The sequence below is a fragment of the Acidobacteriota bacterium genome (genome assembly GCA_028875725.1).
Lineage (GTDB): Bacteria > Acidobacteriota > Thermoanaerobaculia > Multivoradales > Multivoraceae > Multivorans.
In genome coordinates this window covers 1208911-1224414 of record JAPPCR010000006.1, presented here as the reverse complement: position 1 = coordinate 1224414, position 15504 = coordinate 1208911, and the positions used below count along the sequence as shown (strand labels likewise).

The following is a 15504-nucleotide window of genomic DNA, read 5'->3' as shown; positions in this document are numbered from 1 at the left end:
ACACCGACCGGGAGAATGTAGCCCATGAGGAACGTTACGCCGCTCGTCGTCACGCTGGTCGCGTTGGCCATCGGGTTGACCACCTGGAGCTGTCGCGGCGACTCCGCTCCCTGCGGCGAGCTGACAGGTACCGAAGCGGAGGAGTGGAACCCGAGGCTCCGGGGCGACGTCGAAGCGGCCCTGGAAGCACGGCGCCAGGCCCTCGAGGCCGAACCCGACAACGACGAAGCCCGCCGTGCCTACGCCGAGGTCCTGTTCAAGCTGGGCGACATCTGGGAAGCCGACGACGTCATCGCACCCCTGGGCACAGCAGCGACGTGCCACGCGGGCGACCTGCGGCTCGCGGCCGGAACGGCATACCTGCTGGGTGACTACGAACGGGCCGTGAGGCTGTACAAACCGCTTCTCGAACTCGCCGACAACGGCTCGGACCTCCATGCCCAGGCCCTCCGCGGACTGACCCTGGCGCACTACCAGACCAACGACTTCGCGAGGGCCCGGGAGCTGCCCGCACCGGACACGGCGGAAGCGTCGGCAAGCCTGCTCACGTTCATGAAGGCCTTCGAGGGCGAGCCGTACGCCATCGAATGGACCGGCGACGAGCGAATCGCCCACCTGCCGATGACGAACGACATCACCCAGCCCGGGGCCCTGCCCCAGGTGACCCTCGAGATCAACGGCGAGGCGGTCAACCTGATCCTCGACACGGGCGGCGACCGGCTCTACCTCGACAAGGGCATCTACGAGCGCATCGGCCTTCCGACCCTCGCCAACCGCGAAGCCCGCTACGCCTACACAGGGGGCGAAACGGTCGAGGAACCGTTGGGCGTCGCCGCGACCGTCACGATGGGCGATGTGACGCTCTCGAACGTGCCGGTTATCGGCGCGACCTGGAAGGCCCTCGGCCAGACCTCCGACGGCGTCCTCACCACGCAGATCATCAAGCAGTTCCTGACCACCGTCGACTACGACAACCGCCGCATCACCTTCCGCGAGCGAAACGCCGAGACCCTTGCCGAAGTGATGGAGACCTTCGGCGACATGCCGCCCGTCGAAGTTCCCTTCTACATGACCAGCACCCACCTGATGTTCGCGAGAGGCAGCCTGAACGGCCACCCGGGAATGAACTACTTCCTGGATTCCGGCCTGGCCGCGAGCATGCCCCTCGTCATCGTCGAGGAAACCGTCGAGTTCCTCGAGCTAGAGAAGACCGAGATCGAGGGAACGCCCTACTACTGGTCCCCGATCGAGTCCCACGGCCTGGACGGTCTGCCCAGCGGTCCGGCGCAAGCATTGGGCAACGTCTTCGTCGAAAACGACTTCTTCTGGCGGTTCGGCTTCATGGCGGACGTCCTGATCTCGCACCAGTACCTCTGGCCGAAGGGGTCGTGGACGATCGACTTCGACAGGATGAAGTACTACTTCCCCGGCGAGGGCTCGTAGAAGCTGCTAAGCAAGGCCGAACGGCGCCCTAGCGCCGAGTAGCAGCGATACGGATTGTCTCGCGCGCCTTCAGTACGGGGATCGACGGCACGCAGCTCTTACGCGACCACGACCACCTGCGTCCCGACAAACTCGCCCGTGATGGGAGGAGGTCCGTCCTCGAGGATCAAACTGATGACCTCGCGCAGATTCGCGTTGAGTTCCTCAAGGGTCTCGGCCTGACTGTGGGCCCCGGACAGGCCAGGCACGTAGCCAACGTAGAGACCGGTCTCGGGACAGCGTTCTACGACGGCCGTGTAGGTGGACTCTCCACTGGCGAGTCGGTGTTTCTCCATAGGCCCCCAATCGTACAACCCGGACGGCGGCTTTAGACGATCCGACAACGCCTACCGCGTCACGGCGACGTAGAGAGACGCCTCCGAAGAGTCTCCTGCGCGGCTGAACTCGACAATCATCGGTCGGGCGTCCGGCTTCCAGCCATAGCGGGGAAACCAGTCGCGAAAGTGTGCCTCGTAGGTCTCTCGCACCGAGGCCGGGCCGCGGTGGTGCACCACGGCATAGGCGCCACCGGGAAGGTGGCGCTCCTGGATGCCCGGGCCGACCACTCGCCCCAGCTCGTCCGGCACTTCGATCGCCGCGTCCCACCGCGTGTTCCCCGAATCGGTGATCGTCTGGTCGTCCCAGTAGATGCCCAGGAAGTTCCCGCGCTTGAGAAGGCCGAGTGGCTCAGCCCAGTGCCTAAGATGGTCGTAGGCGTCGTCCGCTTCGTCGTAGTGCCCCACGACGCGGACGCAGGCAACCCGGGAGGGTGGCCGTCGCACCACGTCCAAGGGCTCGGTGCGCTCGCGCATCCGCGCCCTCAAGCCCTGGCGGTACCCGCTGGGTGAGACGCCGAACCGCGAGCGAAAAGCGCGAGTGAACGCCTCGGGCGCTCCCCAGCCCGATTCGAGCGCCACCTCCGTGACGGTCGCACCTGGCCGGCGCAACAGCCATGCGGCCCGCTCGAGCCGCAGGCGCCGTGCGTACTGGGCCGGCGACTCCCCCACGTGCGTGACGAATAGTCGCTGCAAGTAGGCCGGGGACAGCCCGATATGGCGGGCCAGGTCCTCAAGCCGAACCGTTTCGGCCGGACGATCCGCGATGTAGTCGATCGCCGCCTGGACGAAGAGACGATGTCGGCTGTCCGTGGAAGCTCTCATCTCGCGTCATTCGAAGATACCCGGCCGTGAACGCAGGACGACCTCCTTACCGACGGCCGGCGGCGACCATTCCTCGTAGCGATCGCCGTTCCAGACCATCCAGAGGTAGCGCTCAACCTCCAGTGGCTCGGCGAAGTCGTACCGGATCGACGACGGTCCTCCGCCCTCCGGATCCACTTCGAGGACTTCGACCCGGAGGTCGCTCAGTTCCTTCACGTCTCCTGCCCGGAAAGGCCGTTCGCTCGACCGGTGATAGCGGCTGAAGGGGTCGGGAAACAGACCCGCCGCGGGTTCGACGAGAAGCTCCGTCTCACCCACCCGCACGACCCGCACATCGGTCAAGCCGTTCGACAGCACCCGGAGCCGGCGCGGCGCCGCGCGCCCATCGGCCCAGCGCATGGTGACGATCGAAGTCGTGAGGTACACGGAGTCCGTCGGATTGACCAGGATCACGTCGTGCCGGTCGAGCCCGACATCGTCCGGCACGCTCTCCGACGCGGCCTCCATCCGCCTTGCCGCCCGATTCTGGACGTCCAGAAACACGTAAGCCGCCACCGGCGCCGCCAAGAGATGAAACACCAGGAGCCCACCGAAGGCCAGCCGCCGCGACGCGTCGAGAGGACCAGCGGCAAGGCAACCCAGAAGCCCCATCGAGCAGAAGCCGACGAAAAACAGAAGGCGGTTCTGTGGACCAACCGCGCTGATCGGGACCAGCGATAGGACCGCCCCGACCAGGAAGAAGCGAGCAAGGGGGCTCCGGCGCAGGATCTTGAAGAAGAGCCAGCCGATACCGACGACCAGGGTCAGCGTCGCGAACCGAAGGCCCCACGCCGCACTCGTTCCGGAGTCGATGACAAACGCCCAATCCGCGGGGAAGGGAGTCCACTGCCCCAGAATCAGCGCCGAGGTCCGATCGGCGAGAAGGGCGACAAAGCGCGCCGGATCGCCAAGAGGATCGACGTAGACGCCCGATCCCTGCGCGCCGAAACCGCCGATTCGGTAGGAAAGGAACCAGCCGAACGCCACGCCGGCATGCGGCAGCAGGGAAAGGAGCCGCACCCGCCACGGGCCACGGTCGAGGACCAGTGCCCAGGCGCCGAGAAGCGCAAGCGTCGACACACCGAGCTCGGCGGACAGCAGCGAGAGGGCGAGACAGAACGGGGCCAGCACGCCACCGGCTTGCCACCCATCATCCCGCCATCTCGCATGGCACTCCAGGCACAGGAGACCGAAGAACGTGGCCAGCAGGGCGTTCCGGTTGGCGATGTACGCCGCGGGCAGGGAGTGGGCGTCGTCCAATGCGTAGAGAAGGGCGGCCAGGCCGGCCGCCCATATCGCGCGAGAAGCCTCCCGCCGGAACAGGCGGCGGTAGAGCGCCGCCGCAACTCCCACGCAGAGCCCCAGCCACACCAGGCTGTGCAGGTGCATGAGTGCCGGCGAGTTCGGCCACAGCAGGTAGTCGAGCTGCATTGAAAGCACGCTCAGATAGCGGAAGTTCGCATGCCGTAGATCGGGACTAGCCCACCACGGCAGCGTGCCCTCTTCCATCTGGCCTCGATTGGCCGCCACATCGCCGTCGTAAAAGACGAAGAGCTGGATCGACGGGTCGCCGAGCCCCAGGAGCCGGAAGCGCTGGAGGTGGTCGTCGAGCTGGAAGCCGCCCCAGAGCGCGGGCAGCAACAGCAGAGCGGCCAGCACTCCTGCCGCCACCGGCAACCGCCGGTGCTGCAAGAGCCGGATGGCCGGATTTACCCGGTCAGGTGTGGTCCCCACACCTGAAGTCTGGAACCGATGGAGCGTCCGCGCCTGACCGAAGCTGCGGCCGGACCTGACCGATCTTGCGAACTGCCCCCGCTGTGCTTCGCACGGCGCCACCTCCTGGCGGGACGATAGGATGCGCCCTTGTCTCCAAGACGGGTTTCAGGGATCGAGGGAGGAAGGCGGATGAGAGTTCCGGCCGCGCCGGCATGGGTACCGATCGTTCTACTGATTCTGGCGGCGCTCGTCGCCGGCTGCACGCGGGGCACCGGCGCCGGGGAAGCGACCGCGGAGGAAGCGGTGCAAGCTGTTCCGCTACGAGCAGTTCAGGACGAAGAAACCGGCTCGATCTCGATCTACCGGGAGGGAGAAGAGGAACCGATCGTCACCCAGAACGCCGGCGCGGAGCACCGGCCGTTCCTGCACCCGATCGTCGCTCCGGACGGCAAGGGCCTGGCGACGCAGTACAGCCCAGGCCATCACCCTCACCAGACCGGGCTCTACTGGGGCTTCACCCGGGTCAACGGCGAGCCGATGGACGAAGACACGCTCCGGCAGTGGTTCTACCGCCGCGACAAGCCAGAGGAGATCGCCAAGGCCGTCGGCCGCGACTACTTCCACAACCCGGGCGGCGACTACTGGCGCCGCGAGTCGTCCTCCGTGGTGACGGAGGCCGGGACCGAGGTGCAGTGGCAGACGGTCTACGGCATGCTGGACGCCGAAGGCAAGGCCTTCATGACCGAGACCCAGAACTGGTCCATGCGGGCCGAGGAAGACCGCTTCATCCTCGATCTCGAATGGGCCGGCGAGGCGCACACCGACGTCTCGATCAACGAGATGTCCTACGGCGGCATGTTCCTGCGCATGCCCTGGACCAGGGACATCCCCGGCGAGGCGGTCAACGCGGCGCGGCAGCGCAACCGGCAAGCCGAGGGCCAGCGGGCGATGTGGGTCGATGTCGGCATGCAGGTCGAGGGCCGCGACGACTTCCTGCACGTCGCGATCTTCGATCACCCGATGAATGCCGGCTACCCCCAGACCTGGCGTGTCGACGGCCAGCTCGGTGTCGGACCCACGCGGGCGCGTATGGGCGACTGGCACATCCCGGAGGGCGCCACCGAGGTCATACGACACCGGCTCATCGTCTACACCGGCGAGCTGAACGACCTCGAACTGACGGAGGACTGGGAGGAGTACACCGGGGCTGCCGAGGGCTCCTACTCGACGTCATCGCTATGGGGCATCGCCCAGCGGGAAGCGAAGCAGGAGAAGTTCCTGACCCCGGAAGAGGCGGTCGATGCGATGACCGTGCGCGAGGGATTCAAGGTGAACGCCTGGGCCTCGGAGCCGATGATCACCCAGCCCATGGCCTTCGCCTGGGACGACCGCGGCCGCATGTGGATCGCCGAGAACCGCGACTACGAGACCCGCGGCCGCGGCTTCTCCGGCTCGGGCGACAGCAAGATCCTGATCCTTGAGGACACGGATCGCGACGGCACGGCCGACAGCAGGAAGGTCTTCGCTGAGGGCATCCCGTTCCCGGCGGCGCTGGCGGTCGGCTTCGACGGCGTCTTCGTCGGCGCGCCGCCCCACCTCCTCTACCTCCCCGACCGCGACGGCGACGACGTTGCCGACATGGACGACGCCGAGATCCTGCTGACCGGCTGGGGCATCCGCGACCGTCACGAGACGATCAACAGCTTCCACTGGGGGCCCGACGGCTGGCTCTACGGTCTCGAAGGCTTCGCGACGCCCTCCGTGATCCGCAAGCCGGGCCCGGAAGAGACGATCTACGGCCACAACGATCCCTTCCCCGCGGACCTGCTCGAAGCGGATGGGGTCGACATCAACGGCGGCGTCTGGCGCTACCACCCGACGAAGGACCGCTTCGAGGTCGTGGCCCACGGCTTCAGCAACCCCTGGGGCATCGACTACGACGCGAAGGGACAGATCTTCATCACCGCCTGCGTGATCCCCCACCTGTTCCACGTCGTCCCCGGCGGCATCTACCACCGCCAGGGCGGCTCGCACTTCAATCCGTACGTCTACGGCGACATCCGCACGATCGTCAACCACCGGCACCGCTCCGCACACGGCGGCGCCCGCGTCTACCTGTCGGACGCGTTCCCCGAGGAGCAGCACGGCCGGCTGTTCATGGCGAACATCCACGAGCACGCGGTGCTGACCGACGAACTCGAACCGAAGGGATCCAGCTTCGTCGCCCACCACGGCGAGGACTTCCTGCTCGCCAACAACAAGCAGTGGGTCGGCTTCAGCATGGAGATCGGACCGGGCGGCGACGTCTACGTCCTCGACTGGCACGACGCCGACATCTGCGGCAACGACGTCCAGCACAAGGAGACCGGGCGTATCTTCCGCATCACGCCCGAGCAGTCCCTGGCGGACGACTGGGAGGGCCGCTACGACGACGTCAAGTCGATGTCGAACGAGAAACTCGTCGAGCTGCAACTCTCGAAGAGCGCCTGGCACGCGCGCCGGGCCCGGGTCGTCCTGCAGGGCCGGGCGGCGAAGGGCGAAGTCGACGCTTCGGTGCACGAGGCGCTGCACGAGATGTTCGCGTCGAACCCGGACGGCGACCTGCGCCTGCGGGCCATGTGGGCGCTCCACGTCACCGGCGGCTTCACGTCCGACGAGTTCATGACCGCTCTGGACGACGAGGACGAGCACGTCCGCGCCTGGGCGATCCAACTCCTCACGGAGGACCACGACGCGCCGGCTGCCGCAACGGAGAAGTTCATCCAGTTGGCGGACCGCGACACCTCGCCGGTCGTGCGCCTCTACCTCGCGGCGGCTCTCCAGCGCGTCGAGCACGACGTCCGCTGGTCGATCGCCGAGCACCTGGTGTTGAAAGGCGACGACGCGGACGACCACAACATCCCGAAGATGATCTGGTTCGGTATCGAGCCGCTGGTTCCCGAGGATCCGATGCGAGCGCTCCGACTGGCCAGGACCTCCCGAATCCCGATGCTCACGGAGAACATCGCGCGCCGAGCCGTCGACGCGAACGAGCTCGAGTTCCTCGTCACCTCGCTCGACGACCGGTCAGAGGCCCGTCCGGCCCTGCTCCGGGGAATGCGCGCCGGACTCGAGGGGCACGTCTTCGCCGAGCCCCCGGAGAACTGGGATCGGGTCTACGCCCGGCTGAAGCGCGACCGCAGCGTCGCCGACCTCGCTCTCGAGGTCGAACAGCAGTTCGGCGGCGTCGAGGTCGCGCGGCAGTTCCTCGCAACCCTCGACGACGAGAGCGCACCGGCCGAAGACCGGCGGCGGGCCATCCGGGGCCTCGCCGATCAGCAGCACCAGGCCCTCTTCGAGCGGCTTCCGGCCCTGCTCGACGAACCCGAGGTGCGGATCGCCGCGCTCCGCGCCTACGCCGCGTTCGACGGCCGCTGGCAAACGGGATTCCTGCTGCTCGGGCGCTACGACTCCTTCAACGCGGACGAGAAGCTCGCCGCCGTCCAGACGCTCGCGTCCCGCCCCATCTACGGGCGAGTGCTGATGGGCGCGATCAAGGAGGGAAGCGTGCCGCGGCGCGACGTGCCGGCCTACGTCGCCCGCCAGCTCCACCGGGTCGTCGGCAGCGGCTTCCTCGAGGTCTGGGGGCCCATCACGCGGGTCTCGAGCGAGAAGACCGCAGCGATCGCGAAGTACACGACGATCCTGAGCGACGACGCGATCGCGGCGGCCGACGCCGCCCACGGCGAGCAGATGTTCACCGAGCTCTGCGGCGTCTGCCATCAGATGTTCGGCGAGGGCGGCCTCATCGGCCCCGACCTCACCGGTTCCAACCGAACGGAGCTGGACTACCTGCTGACGAACATCATCGACCCGAGCGGCGACATCCAGGACGTCTACCAGACCTTGATGGTGACCACCCGGGACGGCCGCACCTACTCGGGCACCGTGGCCACCAAGAGTCCCCGCTCCATGACGCTCCGGGTCGTCGGTCAGGACGAGGTCGTCATCCCGCAGTCGGACATTCAGTCGTTCGACTACTTCCCGCTCTCGATGATGCCGGAGGGGCTGCTCGATGGGTACGGAGACGACGAGGTGGCGGACCTGGTCGCGTATCTGATGACCGCCGACGAGGCGGGCTCACAGGGCTCGTAGGAATCAAGGCGCATGACGAACGTCGCCATGATCGGCCTCGGCTTCGGCGCCGAGTTCATCCCCATCTACCAGGCCTGTCCCGGCGCCAACGTCCACGCGATCTGCCGCCGCGACGAAGCGGAACTGAACAAGGTCGGCGACCAGTTCGGGATCGAGCGGCGCTACACGGACTACGACGACGTGCTCGCCGATCCGGACGTCGACTACGTCCACATCAACACGCCGATCCCGGACCACGCCTGGATGTCGCTCGCCGCGCTCGACGCCGGCAAGCACGTCATGTGCACCGTGCCGATGGCGACGACCGTAGACGACTGCCGCAAGATCGTCGAGAAGGTCGCGGAGACGGGCCTCAGGTACATGATGGCCGAGACGGTCGTCTACAGCCGCGAGTTCCTGTTCATCAAGGAGCTCTACGACAAGGGCGAGCTCGGCGACATCCAGCACCTGGCGGCCTCGCACCCCCAGGACATGGACGGCTGGCCGTCCTACTGGGAGCGCATGATCCCGATGCACTACGCGACCCACGTCGTCAGTCCCTGCCTGGGCCTGGTCGACGGGCTGGCTGAGTACGTGAGCTGCTTCGGTTCAGGCGTCGTCCGCGACGACATCGCCGAGAAGTCCGGCAACCGCTTCGCCGTCGAGACCTGCCACATCAAGGTCAAAGACAGCGACCTGGTCGCCCACATCTGGCGCTTCCTCTACGACGTCGCACGGCAGTACCGCGAAAGCTTCGACGTCTACGGCACGAAGAAGAGCTTCGAGTGGACCCTGATCGAGGACGAGCCCCACGTCCTGCACACGGCGAAGAAGCCCGAGCACGAGATCCCGGAGAAGATCGAGGTGCCGGACTATGCGCACCTGCTGCCGGAAGCGATCCGCCACTTCACCCTGCCCCAGGAGATCCATGACGCGGAGCACCTCTCCTTCATCCAGGGCGGCGGCCACGGCGGCTCCCACCCCCACCTCGTGCACGAGTTCCTGAGCGCACTGCAGGACGACCGCGATCCCTGGCCGAACGCGGTCACGAGCGCCAACTGGACGTGCGTCGGCATCTGCGCCCACGAATCCGCCCTGAACGGCGGCGAGATCGTCCATCTGCCCGGCTTCACGCTCAGAACGTAGGACCCGACTCCATAACCCCGGCTTCAGGAGGGCCAATGAACAAGACCAAGCTACTGATCGCGAGCTTCCTCACCATCCTGGTTGCCGGCCTTGGCACGGCGGTCCGCGGCGGCCTTCTCCTGGAGTGGGGCACGGCGTTCGGCTTCACGCAGACGGAACTCGGACAGATCACCGGCGGCGGCTTCGTCGGCTTCGGACTCGTCATCCTCGTGGCCAGCGCCTTCCTCGACCGCTACGGCTACAAGCCGTTCCTGATGGGCGCGGGCGTCCTGCACGTGCTCTCCGTCATCGTGGCTGTTGCAGCCACCGTCATCTACAACGGATCGATCGACACGAACCCGGACTTCGCCCGCGCCGGGGCCTACTTCTGCCTGTTCTGGGGCGTCTTCATCTTCGCGGTCGCGAACGGCATCTGCGAAGCGGTCATCAACCCGCTGGTCGCGACCCTGTACCGCAAGGAGAAGACCCACTACCTGAACATCCTGCACGCCGGCTGGCCCGCCGGCCTGATCTGCGGCTCTCTTCTGGGTATCGGCCTGATCGGCCGCGTGCGCTGGGAGATCGTCCTCGCGCTCTACCTCATTCCGACCCTCATCTACGTCCTGATGATGGTCAAGGAGAAGTTCCCCACGTCCGAAGCGGCCGCCGCCGGCGTCAAGTTCGTCGACATGGTCAAGGAATTCGCCGCGCCGATGCTGCTCTTCCTGCTCGTGCTCCACGTCTGCATCGGCTACGTCGAGCTCGGAACGGACAGCTGGATCGTCAACATCATGGACACCGTGCTCGGCGGCAAGGGACTGTTCATCCTGCTCTACACATCCATCCTGATGTTCGTGCTGCGCTTCTTCGCCGGGCCGATCGTCCACCGGATCAACCCGCTGGGCCTGCTCTTCGTCAGCTCTGCCGTCGCGGCCATCGGCCTCTACTCGCTAGGCTCCTTGGCCGGCGCGGTGACCGTCATGATCGCCGCCACGATCTACGGCGCCGGCAAGGCCTTCTTCTGGCCGACGATGCTGGCCGTCGTCTCGGAGCGCTTCCCGCGCGGCGGCGCCCTGACGCTGGGCGCCGTCGGAGGCGTCGGCATGCTCTCGGCCGGATTGCTCGGCGGCCCGGGCATCGGCTACCTGCAGGATCGGCACGCCTCGCATGACCTGCAGACAGACCACGCCGACGTCTACGAGGAGTACAAGGCCCAGGGCACGAACAGCTTCCTGTTCTTCGCCCCCGTCCAGGGCCTCGACGGCTCCAAGGCCGGCCCGGTCATGGAAAAGGCCAAGGACTTCAGCATTGAACTGCCCGCGGACGAACAGGCGGTGCGCGACGCGTCGTTCCACGGCGGCCAGACCGCTCTGAAGATCACCGCGGCGATACCGGTGTTCATGGCGCTCGGCTTCCTCTACCTGATCATTCACTTCAGGCGGGCAGGCGGCTACAAGCAGATCGAACTGACGTCGCAGAACGAAACCTGACGTTCTCCACACGGCGTTTGACAAAATACCGGAACTTCCCATAGCCTCAAGGGCAGAACCACCGCCATCCAATAGCTGGTCGGCTGCACCAAGGGCGCACTGCCAGGGCGCAGCTCCGCGGAACCGAACCGCCGTTCTTCGAGTGCGCCTACAACGGGCAGCACCGGCCGAGAACCCGCAGGAGGCTACTGATGCGCAGATCGTCTTCGCGACGCCTGGCGGCTGGAGTCGTGCTAGCGCTGCTGTTGCCAGGCCTCGGTGCGGCTCAAAGGAGAGCTCGCGGGCCCGTGGAGGTTCCCGAAACACCAGCGGGCTGGACCGTTCCCCGCACCGTGGACGGCCACCCCGACCTGCGCGGGGTGTGGGTGGAGATCGGCGGCACCCGCGGCGGCGCGAGGCTGTCCGACTTGGTCATCGACCCGCCCGAAGGCGGGATTCCGGCTCTGACCGAGCAGGCGCAGAAGGACTGGGACGAACTCCAGCAGTACCTTGAGGAGCATCCGGCCGACACCTGGAAGGACCGCTCCCTGGGCGAGCGCTGCGTGACCCTGGGCGTGCCCGTGCGCGCGAACTTCAACCAGTACTACAAGTTCGTCCAGAACCGGGACCACGTCGTCATCGTCATGGAGTGGTACCACGAGGCGCGCGTCATTCCCCTAGACGGTTCACCCCACCCGGATCGCCGGATCGGACTATGGCTCGGCGACTCGCGCGGCCGCTGGGACGGCGACTCCCTGGTGGTCGAAACGGCGAACTACCTGCCCAAGGGGTACGCCGGCACCCACCAGCGAGGGACCCCGCAGACCTGGTTTCACTCCCTCAACTCGGAAGAGCTGGTGGTGACCGAGCGCTTCACCCGAGTCGGCCCTGAGGTGATGCTCTACGAGGTGACGATCGACGATCCACCGATCTGGGTCAGGCCGTGGACGGTGAGGATGCCGATGGGCAAGCGCAACGAGCCGCTCTTCGAGTTCGCCTGCCACGAGGGCAACTACAACATGGCGAACATCCTGCGCGGCGCTCGCGTCAGCGAGGAGGAGGCCGCGGCGGCCGCCGCGGCGGACCCCGAGTGAGAGGCGGGAGCGTGCGAAACCGAATGCGGCGCGCAGGGCTTTCCGCCATCGTCGCGGCAGTCGTTGCAGTGTCGGCGGCAGCGCCGGTCCATGGGCAGGACTACCTAGCCCCGCGCACCAGCGATGGCGAGCCGGATCTGAACGGCATCTGGCAGGCCCTGACCACGGCGCACTGGGACATCGAGGCCCACGCCGCCCGCAGCGGCCCGATCGTCGAACTCGGTGCGCTCGGCGCCGTTCCGGGCGGCCTGGGCATCGTCGAAGGCGGCGAGATCCCCTACACCCAGGCGGCGAGGGCGAAGCAGGAGGAGAACCTCGCGCGGTGGTGGGAGCTGGACCCGGCGATCAAGTGCTTCATGCCCGGCATCCCCCGCGCCAACTACATGCCCTTCCCCTTCCAGATCATCCAGACTCCCGAGAACGTCATCTTCGCCTACGAGTTCGCCAGCGCGAGCCGGATCGTCTACATGAACCGGCCCGACTTCGACAGTCCCGGCGACAACTGGATGGGGCACTCCCGCGGACACTGGGAGGGTGAGACCCTGGTGATCGATGTCTCGGCCCAGGTTCCCGACACGTGGCTCGACAGTTCCGGTAATCACCACAGCGGGGAGATCCACGTCCTCGAGCGCTACACGGCGACCGGACCGGACCATCTCCACTACGAGGCGACGATCACCGACCCCAGGACCTACACCCGCCCGTGGAAAGTGAGCTTTCCCCTCTATCGACGGATCGAGACGAACATGCAGCTCCTCGACTTCAAGTGCGTGGTGTTCGCGGAAGAGCTGATGTACCGCCACCTGAGCAAGGGTGTCTGGAAGGCCGAAGAGCCCGAATGACCCGGAAGGAGGTCAACATGGTGCCCACCAAAGTCCTCATGGCCGCAGTCGCGTTCACTCTCGCCGTGGGCGCCGCACCGGCGATGGGGCACCACGCCTTCGCTGCCGAGTTCGATGCCGACAGTCCGGTCAAGCTCACCGGGAAGGTGACCCGGATGGAGTGGATCAACCCGCATGCGTGGATCCACATGGAGGTCGCGAAGGAAGATGGCTCGACCGAGATCTGGATGGTCGAGAGCGGCAGTCCCCCGAGCCTGTTTCGCCGGGGCTTCACCAAGGACTCGCTGATGCCGGGCACCGAGATCGTCGTCGACGGCTTCCAGGCCAAGGACCGCTCGAACAAGTGTGCGGGACGCACCGTGACCTACACCAACGGCGAGAGGCTGTTCCTGGGCTCTTCCGGCACCGGCGCGCCGAGAGATTCGGCCGACCCGTCGGAGCCGTCGAACCGATGAGGGCTGCGTACACGCTACTGGCGGCAGTGGCGGCCCCCCTGGCAGGCCCCATCGCCTTCGCCGAGTCCGGCGCCCCGGACGTCGAGTGGCGGCATCACGGCCGCGACCACGCTTTCAGCCGCTACTCGCCGCTAGCGGACATCGACGGCGAGAACTTCTCCCAGCTTGAGGTGGCCTGGCGCTGGAAGTCCGCCGACCACCGCGTGAGAGAGGTACCGGGCGCCTTCTCCGGCTCGGCGCTCATGATCGGCGGCCGGGTCTACATGATGACCACGCTGTGGCAACTTGCGGCACTCGATGCCGCCACCGGCGAAGAGATCTGGGTGTTCGACTCCGAGGCGTACGAGGCACCCAGAGCCGCGTACTCGGGTCCCAGGGGAATCGAGTACTGGACCGACGGCGAGGAGGAGCGCATCCTGTTCGCCACCTCGGGCAAGCTGCTGATCTCGATCGACCTTGCGACCGGCCAACCCGATCCCGACTTCGGCGAGGAGGGCTTCGTCCACATGGCCCTCGACGACCTCGGCCGCCCGGGGATCCGGCTGCGCGACATCAGCGCCGGCTCGCCCGGGATCGTCGTCGGCAACACGTACATCGTCGGCTCGCGGATCTTCGACGTACCGTCGAAGAAGACGGGCATTCCGCCGGGCCACGTACGCGCCTACGACGTGCGCACCGGCGAGCAGAAGTGGCGCTTCCACACGATCCCGCAGGAAGGCGACGACTTCACCGAGACCTGGGAAAACGACTCCTGGGAGTGGATGGGCAACACGAACGTGTGGGCGCCGCTCGCCGCCGACGAGGAGCTCGGCTACGTCTACTTCGCCACCTCGACACCGTCGAGCGACTACTACGGCGGCGACCGCCACGGCGACAACGTGTACGGCGAGAGCCTGGTATGCGTGGACATCGAGACCGGCGAACGCGTCTGGCATTTCCAGACCGTGCATCACGGCATCTGGGACTACGACAACGCCTCGGCCCCGAACCTGGTCGACGTGGTCGTCGAAGGCCGGCTGCGCAAGGCCGTGGCCATGGCGTCGAAGACCGCCTTCATCTACGTCTTCGATCGGGTCACCGGCGAGCCGCTGTGGCCGATCGAGGAGCGGCCGGTTCCCGCGTCCACGGTGCCCGGCGAGCGACTCTCGCCGACCCAGCCGTTTCCGACCAAACCGCCGGCATTCGATCTTCAGGGCCTGACCGTCGACGATCTGGTCGACTTCACGCCGGAGCTGCGCCAGGAGGCGGTCGAGGTCATCGAGTCGTTTGTCACCGGACCGATCTTCACGCCCTCCATCGTCGCCGGCGAAGGAGGCAAGCTCGGCACGATCGTTTCGCCAGGCCCAGGCGGCGGGGCCAATCATCCCGGCGCCTCGTTCGATCCCCTGACCGGAATCGTCTACGTCCAGTCGACGACCCAGCTCGGCGCCTGGGGACTGGCGAAGCCGGACCCCGCCCGCAGCGAGTTCCGCTACGTGAAGAAGTCGACGGGAGGAGCGGGAGGACTCAAGATCCCCCAGGGGCTGCCCCTGACGAAGCCGCCCTACCGGCGCATCACGGCGATCGATCTGAAGACCGGCGAGCACGCCTGGCAGGTGCCGCTGGGAGAAGGCCCGACGGATCACCCCGCGATCCACCATCTCGACCTCGGCCCACTGGGCAGCCGCCCTTCGAGCGGCACCCGCGAAGGCGGGCTTCTGGTCACCAGGACGCTGCTGATCACCCATTCACCGAAGCGGGAGAGCTGGGACGCTCCGACGGCGACAGCCAGCTACCTCACCGCCTACGACAAGGCCACCGGCAAGGTGCTTGCCCAGGTCGAGACCGACACCGCACTGCACGGGGTGCCGATCACCTACCGCCACCAGGGGCGCCAGTACATCGTGGTCCCGGCAGGCGGCAGGCCGGGCGGCCGGGCCGTCGGCAGGAACGCGAACGTCCAGGCGGCGACGGCGGAGCTGGTGGCCTTCGCCCTGCCCCGAGAGGACTGACGACCGCACGCGGCGGGA

General features: G+C 67.0%; 11 protein-coding genes. 8 read left to right on the top strand and 3 right to left on the bottom strand.

Annotation, left to right across the window (positions count from 1 at the left end; genetic code table 11):
* Window positions 1-24 precede the first annotated feature (24 nt).
* Window positions 25-1443 carry an aspartyl protease family protein gene (locus OXI49_06945; GenBank protein ID MDE2690238.1) on the top strand — a complete coding sequence of 473 codons (1419 nt, stop codon included), beginning with the start codon at window positions 25-27 and terminating at the stop codon, window positions 1441-1443.
* Between the two features lie 98 nt (window positions 1444-1541).
* Here OXI49_06945 and OXI49_06940 read toward each other — a convergent pair whose 3' ends face one another.
* The 3 genes from OXI49_06940 to OXI49_06930 are packed head-to-tail and all read right to left on the bottom strand — an operon-like array spanning window position 1542 to window position 4415.
* Entirely contained in the window at window positions 1542-1778 is a 237-nt protein-coding gene (locus tag OXI49_06940; GenBank protein ID MDE2690237.1) for a type II toxin-antitoxin system HicB family antitoxin, read from the bottom strand.
* Between the two features lie 51 nt (window positions 1779-1829).
* Complete coding sequence (locus OXI49_06935; protein ID MDE2690236.1) at window positions 1830-2642, bottom strand: AraC family transcriptional regulator; 813 nt, start codon at window positions 2640-2642, stop codon at window positions 1830-1832.
* 6 nt (window positions 2643-2648) lie between these two features.
* Complete coding sequence (locus OXI49_06930) at window positions 2649-4415, bottom strand: hypothetical protein (GenBank protein MDE2690235.1); 1767 nt, start codon at window positions 4413-4415, stop codon at window positions 2649-2651.
* A gap of 171 nt (window positions 4416-4586) precedes the next feature.
* Here OXI49_06930 and OXI49_06925 point away from each other — a divergent pair, with 171 nt between their 5' ends.
* The 7 genes from OXI49_06925 to OXI49_06895 all read left to right on the top strand — a co-directional run bounded on the left by OXI49_06925 (window position 4587) and on the right by OXI49_06895 (window position 15486).
* Window positions 4587-8531, top strand: coding sequence for a PmoA family protein (locus OXI49_06925; protein MDE2690234.1), 3945 nt, complete (start codon window positions 4587-4589; stop codon window positions 8529-8531).
* Window positions 8532-8543: 12 nt separating this feature from the next.
* Window positions 8544-9656, top strand: coding sequence for a Gfo/Idh/MocA family oxidoreductase (locus OXI49_06920; protein ID MDE2690233.1), 1113 nt, complete (start codon window positions 8544-8546; stop codon window positions 9654-9656).
* Between the two features lie 35 nt (window positions 9657-9691).
* Window positions 9692-11125, top strand: coding sequence for an MFS transporter (locus OXI49_06915; protein MDE2690232.1), 1434 nt, complete (start codon window positions 9692-9694; stop codon window positions 11123-11125).
* A gap of 332 nt (window positions 11126-11457) precedes the next feature.
* Window positions 11458-12198, top strand: a complete 741-nt coding sequence (locus OXI49_06910) for a hypothetical protein (GenBank protein MDE2690231.1) — start codon at window positions 11458-11460, stop codon at window positions 12196-12198.
* Window positions 12199-12209: 11 nt separating this feature from the next.
* Window positions 12210-13040 (top strand): hypothetical protein, encoded by an 831-nt coding sequence (locus tag OXI49_06905; GenBank protein MDE2690230.1) that lies wholly within the window; start codon window positions 12210-12212, stop codon window positions 13038-13040.
* The gene (locus OXI49_06900) at window positions 13037-13495 is read left to right on the top strand and encodes a DUF6152 family protein (protein ID MDE2690229.1); all 459 of its coding nucleotides are present in this window, start codon (window positions 13037-13039) and stop codon (window positions 13493-13495) included. Before OXI49_06905 ends, OXI49_06900 begins: the two co-directional genes overlap by 4 nt.
* Window positions 13492-15486 (top strand): PQQ-binding-like beta-propeller repeat protein, encoded by a 1995-nt coding sequence (locus OXI49_06895; protein MDE2690228.1) that lies wholly within the window; start codon window positions 13492-13494, stop codon window positions 15484-15486. The genes OXI49_06900 and OXI49_06895 overlap by 4 nt, the downstream gene beginning before the upstream one ends.
* The last annotated feature ends 18 nt before the right edge of the window (window positions 15487-15504 follow it).

Excerpts from the sequence above, each read along its gene's own strand:
- OXI49_06945 (MDE2690238.1), top strand. The coding sequence starts at position 25 with ATGAGGAACGTTACGCCGCTCGTCGTCACGCTGGTCGCGTTGGCCATC.
- OXI49_06940 (MDE2690237.1), bottom strand. The coding sequence starts at position 1,778 with ATGGAGAAACACCGACTCGCCAGTGGAGAGTCCACCTACACGGCCGTC.
- OXI49_06935 (MDE2690236.1), bottom strand. The coding sequence starts at position 2,642 with ATGAGAGCTTCCACGGACAGCCGACATCGTCTCTTCGTCCAGGCGGCG.
- OXI49_06925 (MDE2690234.1), top strand. The coding sequence starts at position 4,587 with ATGAGAGTTCCGGCCGCGCCGGCATGGGTACCGATCGTTCTACTGATT.
- OXI49_06920 (MDE2690233.1), top strand. The coding sequence starts at position 8,544 with ATGACGAACGTCGCCATGATCGGCCTCGGCTTCGGCGCCGAGTTCATC.
- OXI49_06915 (MDE2690232.1), top strand. The coding sequence starts at position 9,692 with ATGAACAAGACCAAGCTACTGATCGCGAGCTTCCTCACCATCCTGGTT.
- OXI49_06900 (MDE2690229.1), top strand. The coding sequence starts at position 13,037 with ATGACCCGGAAGGAGGTCAACATGGTGCCCACCAAAGTCCTCATGGCC.
- OXI49_06895 (MDE2690228.1), top strand. The coding sequence starts at position 13,492 with ATGAGGGCTGCGTACACGCTACTGGCGGCAGTGGCGGCCCCCCTGGCA.